Source organism: Sphingobacterium sp. Mn56C, from assembly GCF_049319645.1.
In the GTDB taxonomy this organism is placed as follows: domain Bacteria; phylum Bacteroidota; class Bacteroidia; order Sphingobacteriales; family Sphingobacteriaceae; genus Sphingobacterium.
Genome location: NZ_JBMOUC010000004.1, coordinates 208,286 through 230,109, shown reverse-complemented (window position 1 = coordinate 230,109; position 21,824 = coordinate 208,286). Strand labels below are relative to the sequence as shown.

At 39.5% G+C, this 21,824-nt stretch carries 18 protein-coding genes; 7 read left to right on the top strand and 11 right to left on the bottom strand.

What is annotated here, in order from left to right; all coding sequences use genetic code 11:
- Window positions 1-6: 6 nt before the first annotated feature.
- The 6 genes from ACL9RF_RS12310 to ychF form a co-directional block, all read right to left on the bottom strand.
- The gene (locus tag ACL9RF_RS12310) at window positions 7-1,071 is read right to left on the bottom strand and encodes a PA0069 family radical SAM protein (RefSeq protein ID WP_422800936.1); all 1,065 of its coding nucleotides are present in this window, start codon (window positions 1,069-1,071) and stop codon (window positions 7-9) included.
- A 32-nt stretch (window positions 1,072-1,103) separates the two neighbouring features.
- Window positions 1,104-3,179: a polyphosphate kinase 1 gene (gene ppk1, locus ACL9RF_RS12305; RefSeq protein ID WP_422800935.1), complete on the bottom strand. Its 2,076-nt coding sequence runs from the start codon at window positions 3,177-3,179 to the stop codon at window positions 1,104-1,106.
- Between the two features lie 77 nt (window positions 3,180-3,256).
- Window positions 3,257-3,634 (bottom strand): hypothetical protein, encoded by a 378-nt coding sequence (locus tag ACL9RF_RS12300; protein WP_422800934.1) that lies wholly within the window; start codon window positions 3,632-3,634, stop codon window positions 3,257-3,259.
- The gene (locus ACL9RF_RS12295) at window positions 3,634-4,212 is read right to left on the bottom strand and encodes a DJ-1/PfpI family protein (RefSeq protein ID WP_422800933.1); all 579 of its coding nucleotides are present in this window, start codon (window positions 4,210-4,212) and stop codon (window positions 3,634-3,636) included. The genes ACL9RF_RS12300 and ACL9RF_RS12295 overlap by 1 nt, the downstream gene beginning before the upstream one ends.
- Window positions 4,213-4,254: 42 nt before the next feature.
- Window positions 4,255-4,833: an NADPH-dependent FMN reductase gene (locus tag ACL9RF_RS12290; RefSeq protein ID WP_422800932.1), complete on the bottom strand. Its 579-nt coding sequence runs from the start codon at window positions 4,831-4,833 to the stop codon at window positions 4,255-4,257.
- Between the two features lie 603 nt (window positions 4,834-5,436).
- A complete protein-coding gene (gene ychF, locus ACL9RF_RS12285) occupies window positions 5,437-6,537 on the bottom strand; it encodes a redox-regulated ATPase YchF (RefSeq protein WP_422800931.1) in 1,101 nt (366 codons plus the stop codon).
- 112 nt (window positions 6,538-6,649) lie between these two features.
- Here ychF and ACL9RF_RS12280 point away from each other — a divergent pair, with 112 nt between their 5' ends.
- Entirely contained in the window at window positions 6,650-7,297 is a 648-nt protein-coding gene (locus ACL9RF_RS12280) for a hypothetical protein (RefSeq protein ID WP_422800930.1), read from the top strand.
- A gap of 332 nt (window positions 7,298-7,629) precedes the next feature.
- Window positions 7,630-8,580 (top strand): polysaccharide deacetylase family protein, encoded by a 951-nt coding sequence (locus tag ACL9RF_RS12275; protein ID WP_422800929.1) that lies wholly within the window; start codon window positions 7,630-7,632, stop codon window positions 8,578-8,580.
- Between the two features lie 211 nt (window positions 8,581-8,791).
- Here ACL9RF_RS12275 and yiaA read toward each other — a convergent pair whose 3' ends face one another.
- On the bottom strand, window positions 8,792-9,253 hold the full coding sequence (gene yiaA / locus ACL9RF_RS12270) for an inner membrane protein YiaA (RefSeq protein WP_422800928.1): 462 nt from the start codon (window positions 9,251-9,253) through the stop codon (window positions 8,792-8,794).
- A gap of 141 nt (window positions 9,254-9,394) precedes the next feature.
- Between yiaA and ACL9RF_RS12265 the strand changes: the two genes are divergently transcribed.
- The 5 genes from ACL9RF_RS12265 to ACL9RF_RS12245 all read left to right on the top strand — a co-directional run bounded on the left by ACL9RF_RS12265 (window position 9,395) and on the right by ACL9RF_RS12245 (window position 14,384).
- The gene (locus ACL9RF_RS12265; RefSeq protein ID WP_422800927.1) at window positions 9,395-10,894 is read left to right on the top strand and encodes a hypothetical protein; all 1,500 of its coding nucleotides are present in this window, start codon (window positions 9,395-9,397) and stop codon (window positions 10,892-10,894) included.
- 84 nt (window positions 10,895-10,978) lie between these two features.
- Entirely contained in the window at window positions 10,979-11,923 is a 945-nt protein-coding gene (gene metA, locus ACL9RF_RS12260) for a homoserine O-acetyltransferase MetA (protein WP_422800926.1), read from the top strand.
- 103 nt (window positions 11,924-12,026) lie between these two features.
- Complete coding sequence (locus tag ACL9RF_RS12255; protein ID WP_422800925.1) at window positions 12,027-12,521, top strand: glutathione peroxidase; 495 nt, start codon at window positions 12,027-12,029, stop codon at window positions 12,519-12,521.
- Between the two features lie 7 nt (window positions 12,522-12,528).
- Window positions 12,529-13,008, top strand: coding sequence for an SRPBCC family protein (locus ACL9RF_RS12250; protein WP_422800924.1), 480 nt, complete (start codon window positions 12,529-12,531; stop codon window positions 13,006-13,008).
- A gap of 572 nt (window positions 13,009-13,580) precedes the next feature.
- Window positions 13,581-14,384 (top strand): ThuA domain-containing protein, encoded by an 804-nt coding sequence (locus ACL9RF_RS12245; protein ID WP_422800923.1) that lies wholly within the window; start codon window positions 13,581-13,583, stop codon window positions 14,382-14,384.
- A 117-nt stretch (window positions 14,385-14,501) separates the two neighbouring features.
- Here ACL9RF_RS12245 and ACL9RF_RS12240 read toward each other — a convergent pair whose 3' ends face one another.
- From ACL9RF_RS12240 to ACL9RF_RS12225, 4 genes are all read right to left on the bottom strand, one after another.
- Window positions 14,502-15,893, bottom strand: coding sequence for an AcvB/VirJ family lysyl-phosphatidylglycerol hydrolase (locus tag ACL9RF_RS12240; protein ID WP_422800922.1), 1,392 nt, complete (start codon window positions 15,891-15,893; stop codon window positions 14,502-14,504).
- A gap of 170 nt (window positions 15,894-16,063) precedes the next feature.
- A complete protein-coding gene (locus tag ACL9RF_RS12235; protein ID WP_422800921.1) occupies window positions 16,064-17,671 on the bottom strand; it encodes a RagB/SusD family nutrient uptake outer membrane protein in 1,608 nt (535 codons plus the stop codon).
- 36 nt (window positions 17,672-17,707) lie between these two features.
- On the bottom strand, window positions 17,708-20,809 hold the full coding sequence (locus ACL9RF_RS12230) for a SusC/RagA family TonB-linked outer membrane protein (RefSeq protein ID WP_422800920.1): 3,102 nt from the start codon (window positions 20,807-20,809) through the stop codon (window positions 17,708-17,710).
- 371 nt (window positions 20,810-21,180) lie between these two features.
- Window positions 21,181-21,462 (bottom strand): DUF4342 domain-containing protein, encoded by a 282-nt coding sequence (locus ACL9RF_RS12225; protein ID WP_422800919.1) that lies wholly within the window; start codon window positions 21,460-21,462, stop codon window positions 21,181-21,183.
- Window positions 21,463-21,824: the final 362 nt, after the last annotated feature.

The window sequence follows — 21,824 nt, the reverse complement described above, 5'->3', positions numbered from 1 at the left end:
GGAATCTCAAAAAAGAGACAACTGCACGCTATTCGTACCATTTTTTTTAGGTCTTTGGTAGAAGATAAAATCACCCGTATTTAACCCATTTTTACGCGCATGAAGTTTAAAGGTATCTGCAATTAATTGTGCCATTTGTCCGGAACCTTTCATGCGCTCGCCAAAGTTACTATTCGATACCTGCCCATGGTGACAACTGGCGATAGCATGCCATATTTTCTGTTTTCTATCCGGGTAAGCAACCGACAGCCAATCCTTAAAAATATCGGCAACCTGGCCATTTAACCTAAGGACGATAAAATTTGCCCAAACGGCACCAGCCTCGGCAGCATACTTTAAAATCTGAGGAATCTCGTGGTCGGTAAGTCCCGGAATAACGGGAGCAACGTTAATGCCCACTGGAATCTGACGTAAGCTTAACGCTTGGATAACTTTTAAGCGCTGCTGTGCCGTAACAGTACGCGGTTCCAATTTCTGTCGTGTATCCTCCGATAGGGAATTGATGGATAGAACAACCTTTACCAATTGCTGCTTAGCCATAGCCTCCAGCACCTCAATATCCCGTAGTACAAGGGCATTTTTGGTGATAATGCTAACCGGTTGTTTAGCTTCGAGGGCGATTTCCAAAATTTGTTTCGTCAGCTCAAACCGCCGTTCTGCCGGTTGGTACACATCTGTATTTCCGGCAAGATGTATCGGGCTAAAGTCCCAGTTTTTGCGCGAAATATACTGTTTAAAAAGTGTAGGCGCATTTTCCTTGACAATAATTTTACGTTCAAAATCTAAGCCCGCACTCATATCCCAGTAGGTATGCGAATTGCGAGCATAACAATAAATACAACCATGCTCACAACCCTGATACGGATTTGCGGAATACAACATACCAACATCCGGGCTATCGATTTTATGAATAAGCGATTTCGCCTGTGCAGGGAGAAAGACCGTTTTGTTACTTTCGGCATCAAAACAGTCTATCGCTTCCATAAAATCCTTGGTATAGGTTTGTTTAACAAACCTATTGTCGGGGTTAAACTGAGCACCACGACCTTTAAGATAATCTTTATCCATCATAACGATGGTAAAGATACTAAAAATATTAGCAATTAAACCTTGTTATCTATGGCTTTACCTTTTAAGTAATGGTATATTTCGATCTGCGAGCGAAACTCAGGTTTATCATTATGGGCAAATGCATTGTTTAAGGCACTATTAAGCACCCTAGCTTTCACATTATCCTTAAGTTGTATTTTCAAGATATCGATAAGTTCAGCTTTAAGTTTTTTATCATTAATACGCACGGCAGCCTCAATGCGATGGTCCAAGTTTCGCGTCATCCAATCGGCAGAGGAAATATAGGTAAGCTCCCGTCCGGCATTATAAAAGTACATAACACGCGCATGCTCCAAGTATTCATCCACAATACTTATGGCGCGTATAGGTTTTTGAAAGGTGCTTAAGTTTACGGCACAGTAAATACTACGGACAATCATATCAATCTTAACACCCGCCTCAGCCGCTTCATATATTTTTTTAATCAGTATTTTATCACTAAAGGAATTCACCTTAATAATAATATGCGATTTACGGCCCGCTTTCGCCTCACTAATTTCGGTATCGATATAGGCCAAAATCTGCTTACGCATATCAAAAGGGCAAGTCAGGAGACCTTTTCCAGTAATAAGCGTTTGGCTAAGATCCTGTTTAGGTCTTCGTAAGGCATTAAACACCTTATTTATATCCGCCATAATGGTTCTATTGCTTGTCATCAAACAATGGTCGCCATAAATTTTAGCCGTTTTTTCATTAATATTTCCTGTGCTTACAAAACCATACTGTATGGTCTTATTATCGACCCTTTTTTTTATAATACACAGCTTAGCATGCACCTTTTTATTAGGGATGCCAATCAATACCTTTGCACCCTCCATTTCCAGGCGTTCCTTCCAATCCAAGTTATGCTCCTCATCAAAGCGTGCACGTAACTCCAACATCACGGTAACCTGTTTACCATTACGTACAGCATTTACCAGGGCATTGGCAACCTTCGAGTTCGACGCCAGGCGGTAAGCCGTAATCTGAATACTTATAACATCCGGATCCATAGCCGCTTCCCGCAATAAATCTATGACATGAATAAAGCTATGGTAAGGGAAGGACAGCAAAATATCTTTTTTAGTGATAACATCCGTTACACGCAGCTTTCCCTGCAACTCAGGGTGCAAAAATGATGTTCTTTCTTCGGGGTTGTTATGCTTTTTAAAGACATTAGGGAAATTCATGAAATCCTTAAAATTATGGATTTTCTGTCCCGGGATAATACTATCCTTTTTAGAGATATTTAACTTCTTAATTAAAAATTCGACCAGCCTGCTATCCATTTCCTTATCAAACACAAAGCGTGTAGGCTTACCCTTGCGTCGACTTTTTACGGCCTTAGCAATTTTGTCTGCAAAGGTGGTGTTAATATCGTTGTCAAGATCGAACTCCGCATCACGCGTAATTTTAAAAGCATGCGCTTGAAACTCATCGAAACCGAAATACGAAAAAATAAAAGGTAAGTTATAAGTAATAATATCCTCCAATAAAATAACATGCACCTCATTTACTGGAGAAGGTAAAATAACAAACCTATCCATTAAACGCGTAGGGATTTCGATTACAGCAAATTTCGTTTCGTACTGCCAATCCTTCTTCATCATGGCAACACCCAAGTACAACGACTTATCGCGAAGGTAAGGCATCGGTCTATGGTCGTCCAATAATAAAGGAATAATATTGGAATCCACCTCATCTTCATAATAATTAACCACAAAACTTTTCTGTTCGTCGGAAAGACTCTCGCTATTTTTTAAGAAAACATGCTGCCTGGCCATCTCTTTCTGAATATCCCTCCACGCCTTATCAAACTTTTTCTGCTGTTTTATAACCCGTGCATTCAGTTCGTCGAGAATAAGCTGCGGTTTTTCGAAGAATATATTTTTGGCTTCCTTTTCATCCACCACCAAGGCCCGTTTCAACCCCGCCACACGAACACGGAAAAACTCATCCAAGTTATTAGAAAAAATGCCTAAAAACTTAATTCTGGAAAGTAGGGGGCCATCTTTTGCCGTTGCCTCCTGCAATACCCTACCATTAAAGCTTAGCCAGCTAACATCTCTCGGAATAATCTTACGTATCATGCAAATCCTTGGTTTGGTCCAAAACTATATTTTCAATATTATCTTACTATTAATTTAATGTTAAAACAAAGAAAGGTTTACTTCTTGGCACCTGTTCTTTTAATAATATTTATAGCCTCATATTGTGTAGTATCGTAATATGGAGGATCAATGTGTAAGACTGTCGGAAATGGTTTTGTTTTATCGAAGAAAAAAATCCGCGTTGTACTATTGAAATCATTTACCGGAAACAAATCCGCACAAGCTTCATAATTCGCATTTAACGGATCGGAAACTGAAACCGCATAAATACGGATAATACCGCCTTTATTCTGTTCATTGCGTACAAAGGCGGTTTCCTCAAAACCGCCAGCAATATCTTTAATAGAAGGTTGGCTATACGAATCATAAAGTAAGTAGCCCAAAAAAATAATAAGTGGTATGGCGATAAACCATAACCGTTTGTTTTTTTTCATTATATATGAATTGTAATTCCTAATAAGCGGTAGAATTCGCTAAGTAAAGCCTGATGACCAGGCCATGCTGGCGAAGTTACTAAATTGCCATCTACGACAGCCTGATCGGCAGGAATATTTTTCCACGTTCCTCCGGCAAGTTCAATATCCGGGCCTACAGCAATATAAGCAGTAAGGGTACGTCCTTGCAGAACCTTAGCCGTTGTCAATACCTGAATACCATGACATATGGCAGCCACAGGTTTATTATGATCAAAAAAATACCGGACAATTTCAATCACCCTTTTATGGAGGCGGATGTATTCTGCGGAGCGGCCACCAGCAATATACAAGCCATCGTATTCTTCCGGGTTAACCTGATCGAAATCCTTGTTGATGGCAAAATTATGCCCTCGAAGCTCCTTATACGTTTGGTCGCCCGTAAAATCGTGCACTGCAGTAGGAACAAAGTCACCCTTTTTACGATCCGGAGCAATAGCATCAACCTGGATACCAACAGCACCCATAGCCTGGAAAGGCACCATTGCTTCGTAATCTTCGACGTAATCACCTACGAGTAATAATATTTTCTTTGCCATAAGAATGAAATTTTATTAAATGAATATATTATAGAACAAACATTACAAATTAAGGTTTTCTCCGTAGGCGCTAAGTTTCTCTTTCATGGTACGTTTCGTCTTACGCACTTTCGCTTCCAACTGGCTTCTAAGCAACATATTCGTGACGCCTTTTCCTTCTTCAAAGTTGTTGCCGAATTCAGGCAGAGCAAAGGTATCCAACAGCTCGGCACCATCTCTAGGTAAGCGCGCTGTAGCGATATCCAGAACATTTTGTCCGCCCCGACTACCCTGACTTGTCGACAAAATAAAAACAGGCTTCCCATTAAATAGCTTACGGCCTTTAATGCGCGAAGTCCAATCGATAAGATTTTTATAAGCAGCACAATAATTGCCATTATGCTCTGCAAAAGAAATAAGAATAAAGTCGGCCCAATCTATCTTTTCAGCAAAGTCATAAGCAAGTTGTGGAATACCAGATTCCAACTCGCGATCTAATCTATACAAAGGCATCTCGAAGTCATGGATATCTAAGATAAGCACGGTATCCTCAATTTCTTTATAGTATTTACTTACGCTATTAACAAATTTTTTATTGATCGAAGTAGAGCTATTGCTAGCTGCAAATGCAAGAATTTTCATGTTTCCAATTTACGAAAAGTTTAGGATTGCAAAAGCCTCGGTTCATTATTCTTTTCATAAATCTTTACCTCAGCGCTGGTTCATATATAAGGGTAGTTTTTAATACGCCAATACGGAAATCAGGGAAAACCCAGCGCTATTGTTTAAACCTTACCATCGTAAGTAATCCTCTGCCCCATAGGTTTTATTGCAGGCACAACAGATTGCCAGACGGCGCAGCAGCTGTGCCCATTACGATACAAATACTAAAACTAAGCAGTGCCGTAAAATTTGTATACATAAAGACTATATGCATATAAAGTGAACGCACAAATCCCCTAAGGAAGAAAACAAAAATTTGCGTTATGCTATTCTACACTAAGCAAGGCTGGGGTACAGGTAAACCAGTTCATGGCAGAGCGAATGTCAGCGAATATAGGATACTACCAGACCAAAGCTTTTTAGAAAAGCTTCCGCTATCTGCAAATATCATCCACAATGGATATGGAACAAAAGACTTCAAACAAAAAACAGTAGTAAGAATCTGCTTACTACTGTTATCTATACCAATTTTAAGAACTTAAAATCTTATAATATTTTTTCAGAACCAATTAGGCTGATAGTTTATACGTTAAATCGGAAGTGCATAATATCACCATCTTCAACAATATAAGCCTTACCCTCAACGGATAATTTTCCGGCTTCTTTAACTGCATTTTCCGAACCCAGCGTTATGAAGTCGTTATATTTAATAACCTCCGCACGGATAAACCCCTTTTCGAAGTCGGTATGAATGACGCCAGCAGCCTGTGGAGCGGTGAATCCTTTTTCTATAGTCCAGGCACGAACCTCCTGAACACCTGCAGTGAAATATGTCGCTAGGTTTAATAAAGAATAAGCTGCACGTATTAATTTATGTACACCAGACTCTGCTAAGCCCAAATCGTCTAAAAACATTTGACGTTCTTCGTAGCTTTCTAACTGTGCGATTTCAGATTCAATCTGTGCAGAGATAATTAAGACCTCCGCATTTTCATCTTTTACGGCTTCTTTTACTTTTTCTACATACGCATTGCCTGTATTTACCGACCCTTCGTCTACGTTACATACATAAAGTACTGGTTTTACCGTTAGCAAGGCAAGGTCTTCAATAAATTCAAAATCTTCTGTAGCAATAGGAGCCGTACGCGCGGATTTACCGGCTTCTAAATGCTCTTTTACAACCGATAGAATTTCGAAAGTTTTTTTAGCATCTTTATCGCCACCCGTTTTAGCCATCTTTTCGACCTTTTGGATGCGTTTAATAACGGTATCCAAATCTTTAAGTTGCAGTTCTGTATCGATAATCTCTTTATCGCGAATAGGGTCTACGGAGCCATCAACGTGAATAACATTACCATCGTCGAAACAACGAAGTACGTGGATAATAGCATTTGTTGTACGTATATTCCCTAAGAATTGGTTTCCTAAACCCTCACCTTTGGATGCCCCTTTTACCAAACCTGCAATATCCACAATCTCGATTGTGTTTGGCACTAAACGCTGCGGATTTACTAATTCTGCTAATTTATTAAGACGTTCGTCGGGTACAGTGATAACACCAACGTTGGGTTCAATAGTACAAAAAGGAAAGTTTGCTGCCTGTGCTTTGGCATTTGACAAACAGTTAAATAATGTCGATTTACCTACGTTTGGTAGGCCTACGATACCACATTGTAAAGCCATGAATCTTTGCTGAAATTTTAAAATTTGCACAAATATAGGAAATAACCTTTAGATTGCTGAATTCGATAATTGCTGAAATTTTTATACCTTCGATGACAACTAATTATTAATTATGAAATATCTGTACTTTATTTTAACCCTATTTATTGTATTACCTGCTACAGCACAAAAGAAGTTTAGTCATAAAATCAGTTTCGGGTCGTCGTATGTCGTTGGCCAGGAGCGGGATAATGATATCGGTGGCTATTCATCAGACAATACGGTAGGTTATTTGGGGTTGAAGTTCGATTATGTTGCTAGTTTTAATCTCAACCCATACCTCTCTATAGGGCCAGGTTTTGGTATTCGTCATTTGATAAATTTTGACGATCAAACTTCATCCAATTTTTCGTGGGACAACACTTTTGATTACACGAGTTATTTTGCATTGCCTGTCTACCTGAACATGAACCTGCGTTTTATCGATAAAAAGGTAAGTCCGTTTGTCGGGCTGTCTGCAGGTTATTCCTTTTCTTTAAACAGCCAGGATTTGTATGTCTACGGTTTTGGAGACTATACCAAAAAGATCAAGTCTGGATTTATGATGCTTGTAAACCCCGGTGTCAGCATAAGCTTTCGAAACGGTATGGCTATATCTGCAGGACCATATTTTGAATTTCAGCCCAGCAAAATTTTGGAAAGCGGTGGAACGCACGGAATAGATAATAAGATTAATCAATATTTGTATCATTTTGGTTTACAGGCAAATCTATCCTTCTAAGCTAGAGGTTTAGAAATAACGAATAGAGCAGAATTACCCGAGCATTGCGGGCTATGGCCCCTTACAATTTCAGGCACAAGCTAACAAGAAAAAATTTATCCCCATTAATAGCCATTTTAGGCTACTCTCGTCTTATGGTATAGGGTATAAACTTTATATTTGTCGTACGAATTACGAAAATAAAATACCTGGATAAAAGTATAGGGGATAATTCTTCTATAATCTACAGGTATTATTGAGTCAGTTTAAAATATTGCGTAATTTATAACTTAGAATACGTTATTTATTCTAATTTTGAAATATATTTGTGGTAATTATTAATAGGGATAGAGATGTTTAAGATAAAAAGAGGGACATTTGCGTTGTTAGCGACTGCTCTGGTTGTGACATGTTACTCTTGTCAGAATTTTTCAACAAAAGTTTTTGGCAATAACCAACGTGATAACGATTCTACAACGATAGATGAAGAGTATGTTGCCGTAAAGAAACCTTTATTATTGGATAAATGGGATTCTTTGGCCCGTAATCAAATTCATTTTACCGTAGATACCGTAACGAAAATTGATGTAAAGACCCAAAAGAAACAGCTTAAAGACTCCCTGAAAAGAGCGTTTAACGAACTGCCTAAGCATGTGTTTTTAACCTTCGATGATGGTCCTTTAGTGGGTAGTAACGTTATTGATTCTTTAGCGAAAGCAAAAAATATTAAGGTCAGCGTATTTTTAGTGGGCAGACATGCCAACATGAGTAAGGGTAGAAAAAACGACTTAGCGCACTATAAAAACAACCCTTTAATTTCTTGTTATAACCACAGTTACAGTCATGCTTACAATAAATTTACGCATTTCTATTCCGATCCGAAGACTGCATTTGCAGATTTTGAAAAGAATGAAAATGATTTAGGTCTGGAGCATAAGATCGTACGGTTACCAGGGCGAAATATCTGGATTTATGATGATGTGAGAAAAATCGATTTACAAAGTGGTTCTAGTACAGCCGATCTCTTGTTTGCCAATGGCTATAAAATGTTTGGTTGGGATGTAGAATGGCGTATCAATAGCCTTACCGGCGTACCTGTTCAATCGTTTAACGAAGTTTTCGGACGTATGAAAAGCTTCTTAAACAATAAAACAACGGTTACGCCAAACAATGTGGTGTTATTAATGCACGATGATATGTTTCAGACAAAAAAGGGTGCTCAGCTGTTAGCGACATTAATCGATAGCTTAAAAGCGCAAGATTATAAGTTCGAGTTTATGCAAGATTATCCAATAAAATATTAAACAAAAAAGGCCTCAACATTAATGTTAAGGCCTTTTTTGTTTTAGCGACCTTGCGTATTTGCTTAAAAGTTGCTTCAGAGGTTTAGGGCTTTAGAGATTTAGGGGGGGGCGTGTGTAGCGATATAGATTTTAAGATCTTAAGATCTTAAGATCTTATAAGGTAAGAAGTTAAGAAGTTTTAGGGTTTTAAGGATTTCAGGATTCCGGGATTTCAGGATTTTGACACTAGTTTTGTATCTCTGGTATTTTTTTGTACCGCAATGGCAGCAAACATACTGAGTGTAAAAGCCATAGCATAGAAACCTTTTTCACTTAAGGTAAGATCTGTGTTCCATAAGCCTACGGTAAGCAATAGTAGCGTTGCCATTGTAGCAAACCAACTTAAAGCGTAGTATAATTCCGTTACTGGAAGACCTTCAGCTTTATCGCGTACACTTTTTTGCACCGATATTACCGAAAACAGGCCAAAAAGGAGGATGGTAAAGTAATATCCTTTTTCATTTAATTGCATTGTGGCATTCCATAGCCCCACGCAGAAGCCTATCGTTCCGATTAGTAAAGCCGACCATGATGCGCCCACAAATGCTGCGGTAGGTTTAAAAGGGTTTTCTTTGTTAGCCTCTTTTTTGGTAATAATTTCTTCCTCTTCTAGCTTATTGTTAAATGTTTCCATAGTGTGCTTATAAATGTATAAAACCGGTTATTAATTGTATTTGTACCCACAAATATCTCTTGTAATTCATTATAATAAAAAGTTTATTTAGCTAAATACTGACGAAGTATTTATGTTTTTATCTCGTAAAAAGGAGGGTATATGCAGGCTTTAGAAGAGTTAGTTTCCTTATTGACTGTTGCGGAAAAGGAGAGCTTTAAATCGTTTTTAGCTCATAAAAACACGAGAAAAGATGTAAAGAATATACAACTTTTTCAATCCATCGCAACTAACGATATCAGTACCATAAAAAAGTTATTTGGCCCAACGTTCAATACCGTAGCCTATCACGTCTTGCGAAAGCGCTTAGTTGACAATTTATTGCATTTTTTAGCCAAGAAAACCTTTCAAGATAACCGAATAGAGGCCTATGCAGCCCTACGGTTAACGCTGGTCGCGAAGACGCTGTTAGACAATAGACTCTACAAAATTGCTTTTAAGTGCCTGGCAAAGGCCGATGGTATAGCCGCGGAGCTAGAGCAGTTTAGCTTGCGAAATGAAATATTACTCTTAAAACTGCAGTATGCACACCTGGATGTCAACCTAGATTTAACACAGCTTAGCCGCCTATTTTTGGCCAACCAAAAGCAGATGCACTATGAGGCGAAAGTAAATTTAGCCTATGCCTATCTACGGCAAGAGCTGCAGGCGATTCAGCTACAAGGCAAGATATTAAACCTTTCTGCCCTTATAAAAGCTACTGTTCGAAGGTTTGCTATTTCTTTACGGGAAGTAATGAGTTTTAAATCGTTATACCAAATATTATATATCGCAAACGCGTACGCTGCAATTCAGCAAAACTACAGTCCATTGAAACGCTATGTGCACTATGCACATACTTTTATGGAGCGGAGGACTGTACGATCGCCTTATCATTCCTATTATCATTTATACGTTTTATATTACCTGGCAAATTTCAGTCTGCGAAATCGTTATTTTGATCGAAGTTTAACCTACCTCAGCCAGCTGCAGCAATTGATAAAGGAGCACAAACATCATTATGGGGCACTTTTTACCGAACGTTATGGCCTGCTACTCGCCCTCAATCAGCATTTTATGGGGCAGGCAACAACCGCTTTAGCAACGATAGAAAAAACATTAGCAGCGGTAAGCCGTAAAAGTAAAGCCGAAGATGTAGCAGACCTGCAGCTATGCCGGATTATGTTTTTAACACAGAATAATGATGTCGCAGCCGTAAAGGAGTTGGGGAAATTACAGCATAGCGACAACTGGTATGAGAAAAATTTAGGTATGCTGTGGACCATACGCAAAAATTTATTGTCGATCGTTGTATATGCGCAAAATAAAGATGCCGATTTGGCTTTATCGCGCTGTGTAAGTTTTAGACGCCGGTATAAGCAATACCTCAGACAGACGGATGAGCACCGTGTTTTAACGTTTGTCGCCTTACTGGAGGAAAGCATACAGCGCCCCTATGTCGTTAAAGACAAAAATTTCCTGCGCCGCATAGAAACCCTATTAGAAAAGGAAACAGCACAGGATATATTCACTTTAAGCTTTATCGCCTGGTTGATAGCATTAACAGAACAGGCAAGTGCCTATGAGATTGTGCAACGTTTACTTCATGGATCGCACGATTAAAAGCTTTATTATAGCGCTTAATTTTTAATTGTCGGAATATACTTTTAATTTTACCCAAATTATTGAAGAGAGAGGATTTTGTAAATGCCAGTAAAGATACCTGATAACCTACCAGCCATAGAGCTTCTTAAGGAAGAAAATATATTTGTAATGAGCGATCTTGTAGCCAGTGCCCAAGATATTCGTCCGTTACGTGTATTGATTTTAAACCTTATGCCCCTAAAAATTTCTACCGAAACAGATTTCGTGCGTTTATTGTCGAACAACCCGTTGCAAGTAGAAGTAGATTTTTTGCGTTTGGAAACCCATACACCAAAGAACACCTCCCCTGAACATTTGGAGGCTTTTTACAAGGGGTTTGGTGAAGTGAAAGGCGACTACTACGATGGAATGATTATTACCGGAGCTCCGGTAGAGATGATGAAGTTTGAGGATGTTTCCTATTGGCCTGAAGTTTCCAGTATATTCGATTGGGCACGTACACATGTTACCTCGACATTATATATCTGTTGGGCATCCCAAGCAGCGTTGTATCATTTTTATGCCGTGGAGAAAATCCCGTTGGAGGATAAACTTTTTGGTGTATTTAAGCATACAGCAAATAATAAAAAACATCCACTCTTCCGTGGTTTCGACGACGAGTTTTTTATTCCACACAGTCGCCATACGACTATTCGTAGTAGCGATTTGTCCAACCTTGACGGCGTCAATATCCTGTCGGAGTCGGAGACTGCTGGCGTAGCGATTGTAACCTCACGTGGTGGTCGGGAGTTTTATCTTACCGGACATTCAGAGTACGCCCCTTTTACTTTACATGAGGAGTATAGCCGCGATAAAGAAAAAGGCTTACCAATAGCCGTTCCGGAAAACTATTACCCAGAAGATGACAGTACAAAAACTCCGGTTGTACGCTGGACAAGCCATGCTAATCTTTTGTTTAATAATTGGCTAAACTACTATGTATATCAGGCTACAACCTACGATCGCAATGACATTAAAGATTTAGGCGATATAAAATTTAAAGAATAAAAGAAAGAGGGCAGTGAACAGCACAGGCCCTCATTTTTTTTGTAGCGCAGCTGAGGGAGGCAAATTAGTGTATTTTATATTTTACCTGTATATTTGCGGCAGCATGAGCAACAAAAATATAGATACGTTCTACGCACTTTCTGCAACAGCTCCTTCGGGTAAAGCGCTTCCAATGGAGGCTTATGAAGGTAAAGTTGTTTTGATCGTAAATACCGCTACAAAATGCGGTTTAGCACCACAGTTTGAAGGCTTAGAACACCTGCACCAGCAGTATAAAGATCAAGGTTTGGTAATCTTAGGTTTTCCTTGTGACCAATTTGCGGGGCAGGAGCCTGAGGAAAATAATAAAATGGAAATGACCTGCCTTGTGAACCACGGTGTTACATTTCAGCTTACCGAAAAAGTTAATGTAAACGGTGCGGATACACATCCGGTATTTAAATTTTTAAAAGATAATTTATCTGGCCTTTTTGGAAGCCGCATAAAATGGAACTTCACCAAGTTTTTAATCGACAGAAACGGAAAACCGGTAAAGCGTTTTTCTCCCATCGTAAAACCCGCAAAAATAGAGGCTGACATTCAACAACTGTTAGGTTAATACGTATATGCCACAACTTATTCTGGAAACAAAAATTAAAGCCCCGCTATTAAGGGTATTTGATTTAGCACGTAGCATTGATCTGCATATGGAATCTACGGAGGGTACCCATGAAGTGGCTATTGCAGGTGTAACCTCGGGTTTGATAAAGGCTGGAGAAATTGTAAAATGGCGTGCCAAACATCTTGGCGTATACCAGACCCTGACGGTAGAAATTACCAAGATGGAAAGACCTTATTTTTTTGAAGATAAGATGTTGCAAGGCGCATTTAAGTCTATGCAGCACCAACATATTTTTGAAGAAAGGGAAGGGGTTGGAGATGTAATTATGAGAGATATTTTTACGTTCTATGCACCCTTCGGTTTTTTAGGCAGGGTGGTTGAATGGCTCTTTTTAACGCGATATATGCGTATATTTCTTGAAAAAAGAAATCAGGTTATTAAGCGCGTTGCGGAGTCAGACGCCTGGAAAAATTTTGTAAACTAAAAGAAACCAAACTGCGCTTAGCAAAATTAAACGATAAGGCTATGGTAAATGACGCCATGTTATACCGTTAGCAGACACCTATTCCAACAACGGTTTTTATCTGCTGTCACTGCAGCCAATAGCACGCAGCAAAAAAACAAAACATTCCGTTGAGGATGCCTTTTAAATATTCCCAACTAATGCAAATAAAAAGGATTTAGGTATACAATACTACCTGGAATTTCCTATCTTTAAGCAAAGCAGCAGCGGGTCATATGCTCCCTGATGTCAAAAATTTCTGAAAATTTCGAAACTGAACATTAAGCCAAACCCCAGCACGAAACTCTGCCACAAGGCATAAGCAAGTTTATAGACCTTCTTATACATAAAAAGCAGGAGCTATCGTGTGTGGTGATTGGTATTGGCTGTTGGCAGTTGGCAGTTGGCGGGGGAGTAGGAAATTAAGGAGGTATAGAGCCTGAAAAAACCGGACAGAAATTGTAGAAATTAACGGCTTTATAACAATGAAAACCTAAACCGCTAAAACTAAAATCTAAACATAAACCTAAACGTAAACCAAAACCTAAACAACGATGTATACAAAACGATATACCAAAGCAGACCAATCATTTTTATATAAAGGCTATATCTTAGGCTTTTTACTACTCCTATGCACCATAATTATGGCCACTACAGCATCTGCTAACGAGCCATTTAAAGTTTTGGTATTGACCGAACGCGGTGGGCAGCATGGTTATTTTACCGATACGGCCTTGGAATGGTTAAAAAAGACGGGCATGGAAGAAGGTTTTACAATAGAAGAAATTAATACTACCCAAAAGATAAACCAGACCTATCTGAAGCAGTTTAAAAGTATTATACAGTTAGATTATCCGCCCTATACCTGGACCAAAACAGCAGAGGAGGCTTTTATAGATTATATCGACAATAACCGTGGTGGCTGGGTAGGTTTCCATCATGCCGCCCTGTTGGGCGACTTCGATGGCTATGCCATGTGGGATTGGTTTTCGCAGTTTATGGGAGGCATACGGTTTAAAAATTACATCGCCAAGACCGCTTCAGCCACCGTGTATGTTGAAGATCAGAAACACCCCGTTATGAAAGGCGTAAACCCACATTTCCTGATCCCTAACGACGAGTTTTATACCTTTGATAAGTCGCCACGAGCAGCCGTTACCGTGTTAGCCCATGTAGATGAAGACAGCTATCAGCCGGACTCAGCTATTAAAATGGGCGACCACCCCGTAATATGGACAAACCCGAATGTAAAAGCCAGAAATGTATATTTCCTTTTCGGCCATAGTGGCGCCTTGTTTGCCTCTAAAGATTTCACTACGTTATTTCGGAATGCTATACGGTGGACTGCCGGTAAATAATCGTATAAAAAGAACAGCGTAGCTAGCAGAACAACCTTTAAACCCCTAAACCCCTAAACCCCTAAACTTTTTTATTCCACAATTTTAAGTCCTCCACAGCCCTAAACCTCCGTAGTACTACAGGATTTTTTCCGTTAAGGCACTAAAGTTATTATTAAAATGATGGCCACCGGCAATGGTTTCCACCTGTATTCCACCATTTACAAACTGCTGTATAAGCTCTTTATCCTCCGCTGTTCCGAAAATACAAAACTTCCGTAAACCCGAAACCTGTTGCATCTCCTGCAAAACATTATAAGGCTCCTCCCTGCCAGCAAGACTTAACATATCGCTAACATGAATTTCAAAATCGCCCTTAACATCCGGAGAAATCAACACCAAACTTTTGACATTTTTCTTTATTTCAGGCACCAAACGGTTGGCAACGAAAGGCATGATGCAGGCTCCGAAAGAGTAACCCACCAAAGCGATATGAAGTTTTGGGTTGCGCTGTACATAAAAATTTAAGAGTACAGCAATCTCCTTAGACGTTTCCTCCGGTGTACGCCCACTCCAGAAATACTTTTGCGCATCCAACCCCAATACGGTCGTATTTTTTTCGTTTAAAGCGGAAGCGAGGCCCTGGTCAAAACTCGTCCAGCCGCCATCCCCCGAGATCATAAAAACCAGCCGGTCTGTAGGGGCAGATTTATTCTCCATAATAACTACAGGCAAGGAGGTATGCAAGGCGCTATGCAACATTGGCGTCTGTCCGAAGGCCATAATCTTTTGGTAAGCAACCTTATATTCCGGCAGCCAATTGTCGGCAATAGAAAAACCATGGCCAACCTTAGGTAAAGGTATTAATTCAGCATGTTCCATACCCTGTAAAAACGTTGCTGTAGCCTGGTAGTCACAGGTCTGGTCTTTAACCCCATTCAACACGATAAAAGGAGCAGGCAACTTCGCCATTTTATCGAGGTAGAAACTCTTTCCCGGCTTGAGGACATGCGACTTTAACCCACTACCCGCACACAGCGGTTTTTTTAGCGCTATATCCGGACAGAACCCCAATGCTATAGCACCTTTAAAAGTACCTGCCGGAGCCTGCGCCAAGATACCATAGATTAAAGTTGCACCATACGAATAGCCCACGAGGATAGGTTTATCGTAAGCCGGAAAGCGGAACTTACGCTGCAGCATCATACTCAGATTTTCGAAATCTGCTGCCGGATAGAGGCAGCTAGCTTTTGAGGAATTCAAGGCCTTTACATACGATTTGGCATCGATACCCACAACCAGAGCCCCTTGTTCGGCGAGGAAGCGCGCCATATTGACCACCCCATTTTCCCAACCCCCATCTCCAGATACAAATAACGCCAATGCAGTAGGCGCACCCTTAGGGTGGTAAAGCGTTAAGTTACCAAAAGAACCATAAGATAAAGTCTCCTGTCCATAACTGTAGGATAGGCTAGCTACAAGTATCAACATATAGCTCATAAAACGAAAGCGGTGTAAGATAGCGCTCATAACCAAAGTATTAATAGGTTAAATATACCGTAAAAACAACATGTTCAGCATACAAGCCCAGACAATTGAGATCCAGATGTAGGCATTAAAAACAAAATACATATACACAAAAAAAGAGCCATCCTTGAAAAAGGACGGCTCTTTTTATACGATCTAACAAGATACTACACTTAGTAACCAGGGTTTTGGTCGGCAAGCGTTAAATCAGGATTTTGTCTTAACTCGTCCAAAGGAATAGGCCAGATAAATCTAAACTCATCAATTTTAACCTTTGCAGCACCTTCAATAGGTTTTCCTTTGTAGGTACCCAACACCCAACGGTTACGCGTAGAAACATAATCTTTTAATAAACCCGTACGGATAAGGTCAAATTTTCTCCAACCTTCGAAGCACAGTTCACGCATACGTTCATCCATTAAATTCTTCATGAACTCCTGTTGCCCCATACCTGAAGACCAACGTTTGTCGGCAGGAAGTGTACCCCCAAAAGCACGTTTACGCACTACATTATTTATTAAGTCGATAGCCTCCGCCTGTTTACCCGTAAAGTATAAACACTCTGCGTAGTTCAAAACGATATCACTAAAGCGTATGAATGGCACATTCTTACCACTGTAGTACGTACTTTGTTTTTCTTTTAAAATACGGGCATCCTCATATTTCTTAACATGTGGGTCCAGCTCATCCCCCCAAACATAACCAGAAAGAGGCGGTGTTACACCCTCCCAAGCGAAATCATAGCGAATACTCTCATTTTTACGAACATCACCATCTTCCCAAATACCACCATCTTTTTTATCTTTATACGCATACTCTGTAGGAACGATATTATCGAATCCAGCAAAAGGAATTAGCGATTCAGGTTTTGTAGCATTCGAAACCACACGAGAGCCCATAGCAAACTGAATGGAGTTGATATCGCCACCAACATTATTAAACTGGAAAGCATAGATCATCTCTCTTTTATAATCGTCGGTACTTTCTTTATCGGCGTCAAAAATTGTTTTAAAATCAGTTGCACCCGTTCTTCCGAAGTAAGGGTTATCCACAACCAATTTAAACTGTTCCGCAGCTTTCTCATAGCTTCTAATGCCAGAGTTTTGAGGCGCATAAAGGTACAACTTTCCTAACATCGCCTGCGCCAATGCCTTTGTCGCGCGGCGTGGATCCTTATTATCACCATTTCCAGGCTCTAACAAATACTTGCTGGCTAGGATAAGGTCATTTTCAATATGCTTATACACCTCCTCTATAGGCTGTCTTCTACTACCATATTCTGCTTTTTTAAGATCATCAGCCAATGGAATAGCGCCAAACATCTGCACCAATTCAAAGTGGTTGATGGCACGTAAAAGGCTAAGCTCACCCAAACGAATATTAAACTCCGCCTCATTAGTTCCTTGCCCAGGGCTCAAAATAGCGATTGCCGCAGCAGCACGTTGTGCTACCTCAAAGCGACTTTTCCAAATCCCCTGCACGTTACCATTGGTACTGTTTAGTCCATCGGTATAAGTATCCATACCACGACGCGAATAATCATCACGCCACTGAATACCACCTAAGTTACTTTCATCCGTACCTAAGTACATGTTTACACGATCCTTATGGCTATCTCTCCAGCTTCTGTATAAGTCCAGTACATAAGCATTCAAGTTTTGTTTATTTTGGAAAATATCCTTTGCAGGAATCTTAGATTCCGGATTTACATCTAGGAATTTATCACAGGAAGTTAAAAATAATGCTCCTGCTAATAATCCGATAAATATATTTTTTTTCATTATTATCTATTGAATATTTGATACGAACAATCCCAATTAGAAGGATAGGTTAAGACCAAAAGTGAAACTTCTTGTTAATGGATACCCCTGTCCAGACTCCGGATCATAACCTTTGTATGGCGTAATAATAAATAAGTTATTTGCCGAGGTGTATACACTCAAGTTATTTAAGAACGAGTTGATTTTGTTTGACGGTACATTGTAACGTAAAGTCATCGATGCCAAACGTAAGTAAGAAGCATCCAAAAGACCTAAGTCTGTAGAACCATAATCAAATCTTTGGTACAAGTTACTACGGTACGCTCTAGGAACCTTTGTATTGGTATTTTCTGGAGTCCAACGGTTCATCTGATCCTTATGAGCAGGAGAAATTGTCGCTGTACCATCCATTAAACGTTCGTAAATACCATCAAATCTCTTCGCACCATACGAGTACGTAAAAGTAGCATTCAACTCAAAGCTTTTGTATTGGAAGTTAGTTGTAAAACCACCATAGAATTTAGGGTCTTTTTTACCAACAATCATCATATCATCTTCAGCCGTAATTTTACCATCACCATTTAAGTCCTTCGGTAAAATATCACCCGGACGAACCGTTCTACCATTATAGAAAGTCATTTGGCCAATTCTGTCCATATCCGCTTGTTGCGCAATTTTATCAAACTTAAAGCTATACAAGTTGTTAAGCGACTGACCAACAAATAAGTTACCCTCTCTAGAAGTGATACCACCGTTCCAAATCACGTCCAAGCCATCCATTAAGCTTTTAACTTTATTACGGTCGTGTGCGATGTTACCCGAGATGTTCCATTTAAAGTCATTTCCATCGATCACTTTAGCATTAAAGCTAAACTCAAGACCTTTATTCTCTAAACGTGCTACGTTGGCAATTTGGTAATTATAACCAAATGAAGGCCATAAAGAGCGACGCATCAATAAGTCCGAGTTATCCATGTAGAAAGCGTCGATTGAGAAAGACACTCTATTATTTAAAATAGACGCATCCAATCCCAAGTTATATTGTTTTTGTTTTTCCCAAGTTAAATTAGGCGTTCCCAGACGACTATCTTCAGGCGAGAAACCAACGGCTCCGTTAGAGTAGTTTGCCTGGTAAATTGTTGTATACGCATAGTTAGGAATATTTTGGTTACCCAAAAGACCAAAACCAGCTCTTACCTTTAAGTTATCAACCCAAGTAACCTCCGACATAAAGTCCTCTTTATTAACATTCCAAGCTGCCGAGAAAGAAGGGAACGTTCCCCACTGGTGGCCTTTAGCAAATTTAGAACTTCCGTCGCGTCTTACTGTTGCTGTTAAAAGGTATTTATCCGCATACGAGTAGTTAACACGTCCGATTACCGAACTCAGTGTATTCGCAAAATAGTCCGAACCGAAGCTATTTTTTAAACGGTTACTTGCTAAGCCCATATTGTGGTAACCTAAAACATCCGTAGGGAAATTATAACCACTTAAGCTTAAGTTATTTCCTGAAGTTTTCGACAAGGTACTGCTCAACAAACCAAACAAACGGTGTTTACCAAATGTTTTTTCGTAACTAATGGAGTTATCCCATTGCCAGTATTCATTTAAGCCACGCCACTGCCATCCTTCACCGTTATTACCTTCACGAACCGACTGGCCCACATAGCTAGGCACATATCTGTTATCCTGTTTATTATAAATATCCGCCGAAATTGTAGAACGGAAGTTTAAGTTCTGTAAAGGTGTAATTTCAACAAAGTTTGTTGTTAAAACACGGTTATGGATTTCTGTACCGTCAATATTTGTCGTTAAGATAGGATTATAACGACCGTTATCAACCACGCCTTGATATTCCAAGTACAACCTGTCTGTATCAATATTCTGTAAAGGGTTGGCCATTAATGCAGTTTCGTACGCATTGCCATCCAATCTATTTTTTGCGCCACGCGTGATATTCGTATTGGTACCAATTTTCAACCAATCGCGTAAAGTTTTTTGATAGTTAACACGCGCACCTAACCTTTGGTACGATGATTTCGTTAACACCCCTTGGTTGTTCGAATAATTGAAACCTACAAAGTAGTTTGAAGTCTCATCCGAACCCGAGAAGTTTAAGGAATGATTTTGCTCTACACCCGTACGTGTTAACTCGTTCAACCAGTTATTTGTTTTATTCGCCTTATAGTTTTCCAACTCTTCCGGAGACAAAACCACATTATTACCCGTTGTACGCGACAATAAGGACTCTAAATACGCCGCGCGGTCTGCTGTAGGATTTTCATCCATGTATGCATTAGCATAACCATCAAAACGCAAGTCGATCATATCCTTTGAGTTCAATCTTTTCAAACGATCCTGGTAGTTGCTGATGGTTACAAATCCGCTGTAGCTGATTTTACCTTTTCCCTGTCCTCTTTTAGTGGTAATAACAATTACCCCATTCGAAGCTTTAGAACCATACAATGCTGTTGAAGATGCATCCTTTAACACCTCAATTGAAGCGATATCATCCGGACTAATCATACGTAATCCCTCTTCCGAAACGATACCATCGATAACATATACCGGACTAGTACCATACGAAATGGAGTTATTACCCCTAACCTTGATAGAGATATCCTCACCTGGAGTAGCATTTGTACGGGTAATGTTTAAACCCGCTACTTTACCCTGCATAGCCGTGGTAAGGTCGGAGGTAGGAACTTCTTGTAATTGTTTGGATGAGATGTTTCCTACAGCACCAGTTAAGTCGGATTTACGCATTCTAGTACCTACAACAACCACATTTTCCAATTGTACCTCTTGCGATAATAATTGAATACTTAAAGGTTGTGTACTTGCTTTTACTTCTTTGGATTCGTAACCCACATACGAAATAAATAAGGTAGCATTTGCGCTAGCATTAATAGTGAATTTTCCGTTAGCATCCGTCCGTGTCCCCCCGGTACTTCCTTTAATACTAACAGAAACTCCTGCAATAGGCGAACCAGTAGTTTGGTCCGTTACGGTACCCGTTGCTGCTAGTTGCTGCGCCCCTGTCGTTTGGCCCGTTACGGTACTCGTTGCTGTCCGTTGCTGTGCCCATGTCGTTTGGCCCAACGACAGTAATAACATTACCATCAGCGCCTTTAATAGGTGTTGCGTTTTTAAAAACATAGATTGTTTAATACTAAACATTTTAAGATTGGTTATTTTGTTTTTTGTTTTATTTTTTTGTTTTTCTTGTAGTTGACAAATCAATTAAGGTTCCTTAATTCAGCTGTACTATTCTATACCATGTTCAAAAATTGGAAAATAAATGGAATTAAAAAAAATAATTTACAATTTTATAATACAATGGTAACGTTACCAACCTGTTTTTTGGCTGTTTTTTGGCTAATTTTTGGGGTTTAGCCATTCCGGTATTTGCATGCTATTTGTAGGCAAATCTGTGTTTAAATGCATTTAACCTTAATGATTCTGTAGGAATCATTAAGGTGATTTCAAAAAATAAGCAAGTGCTTACTTTATTTTAGTTTGTTGTGAAATTATTTTGGTTCTAGGTCCTTGTTTTTCGGGTTTGTATCAAAAATACGTTTCCGAATACGGATATGAATACGACCTATAGCCCCTAAGATTATCATACCAACCAATAGTACAGGGAACAGCAGGAGTATAACTACCGCCAGGATTAAGGGGATATCCAGCAGCAAATTTCCAGATCTACTTTCCAGCCTAAATTTGGAGTCTTGCAGGGTATCAAAAATATTTTGAAACGCATTGGTGATAGAAGCACTGTTAATGGTGAAAATTGATGTATAGTTTGCCATGACGATTTGTTTAGTTTGTGTTTACTATTGAATTAATCTGTAATCAAAAGTAGAGACTTTGGTAGAGCCTCGCCATACTAAACAGGTTATTACCGGCAAATTATAGGTGAGGGCATATATTCCATCGGCGAATGCCAGTTCTACGGTGCGCGTAGCTACTAACCGCTCGAATGTTTACCCTTCTATTTAATCTGGAGAACCAAACCTAAACCTAAACCTAAACCAAACCTAAACCTAAGACAAGCGAAAAATTTAATACAAACAAACCCAGATTTTTAAACGCATGAAAGAAAAAAGTGTCGAAAAACGAAGGCACCCTATTAGACCAGGAAAAAAAAGAACAAATGTGTACGTTGAAAATT

Bases quoted from the DNA above. Each gene is read 5' to 3' on its own strand.
- ACL9RF_RS12230 (WP_422800920.1), bottom strand. From the start codon at position 20,809: ATGTTTTTAAAAACGCAACACCTATTAAAGGCGCTGATGGTAATGTTA.
- ACL9RF_RS12295 (WP_422800933.1), bottom strand. From the start codon at position 4,212: ATGGCAAAGAAAATATTATTACTCGTAGGTGATTACGTCGAAGATTAC.
- ACL9RF_RS12280 (WP_422800930.1), top strand. From the start codon at position 6,650: ATGAAATATCTGTACTTTATTTTAACCCTATTTATTGTATTACCTGCT.
- ppk1 (WP_422800935.1), bottom strand. From the start codon at position 3,179: ATGATACGTAAGATTATTCCGAGAGATGTTAGCTGGCTAAGCTTTAAT.
- ACL9RF_RS12265 (WP_422800927.1), top strand. From the start codon at position 9,395: ATGCAGGCTTTAGAAGAGTTAGTTTCCTTATTGACTGTTGCGGAAAAG.
- ACL9RF_RS12240 (WP_422800922.1), bottom strand. From the start codon at position 15,893: ATGAGCGCTATCTTACACCGCTTTCGTTTTATGAGCTATATGTTGATA.
- ACL9RF_RS12235 (WP_422800921.1), bottom strand. From the start codon at position 17,671: ATGAAAAAAAATATATTTATCGGATTATTAGCAGGAGCATTATTTTTA.
- ACL9RF_RS12300 (WP_422800934.1), bottom strand. From the start codon at position 3,634: ATGAAAAAAAACAAACGGTTATGGTTTATCGCCATACCACTTATTATT.
- ACL9RF_RS12290 (WP_422800932.1), bottom strand. From the start codon at position 4,833: ATGAAAATTCTTGCATTTGCAGCTAGCAATAGCTCTACTTCGATCAAT.
- ACL9RF_RS12250 (WP_422800924.1), top strand. From the start codon at position 12,529: ATGCCACAACTTATTCTGGAAACAAAAATTAAAGCCCCGCTATTAAGG.
- ACL9RF_RS12310 (WP_422800936.1), bottom strand. From the start codon at position 1,071: ATGATGGATAAAGATTATCTTAAAGGTCGTGGTGCTCAGTTTAACCCC.
- ychF (WP_422800931.1), bottom strand. From the start codon at position 6,537: ATGGCTTTACAATGTGGTATCGTAGGCCTACCAAACGTAGGTAAATCG.
- metA (WP_422800926.1), top strand. From the start codon at position 10,979: ATGCCAGTAAAGATACCTGATAACCTACCAGCCATAGAGCTTCTTAAG.
- ACL9RF_RS12275 (WP_422800929.1), top strand. From the start codon at position 7,630: ATGTTTAAGATAAAAAGAGGGACATTTGCGTTGTTAGCGACTGCTCTG.
- yiaA (WP_422800928.1), bottom strand. From the start codon at position 9,253: ATGGAAACATTTAACAATAAGCTAGAAGAGGAAGAAATTATTACCAAA.
- ACL9RF_RS12225 (WP_422800919.1), bottom strand. From the start codon at position 21,462: ATGGCAAACTATACATCAATTTTCACCATTAACAGTGCTTCTATCACC.
- ACL9RF_RS12255 (WP_422800925.1), top strand. From the start codon at position 12,027: ATGAGCAACAAAAATATAGATACGTTCTACGCACTTTCTGCAACAGCT.
- ACL9RF_RS12245 (WP_422800923.1), top strand. From the start codon at position 13,581: ATGTATACAAAACGATATACCAAAGCAGACCAATCATTTTTATATAAA.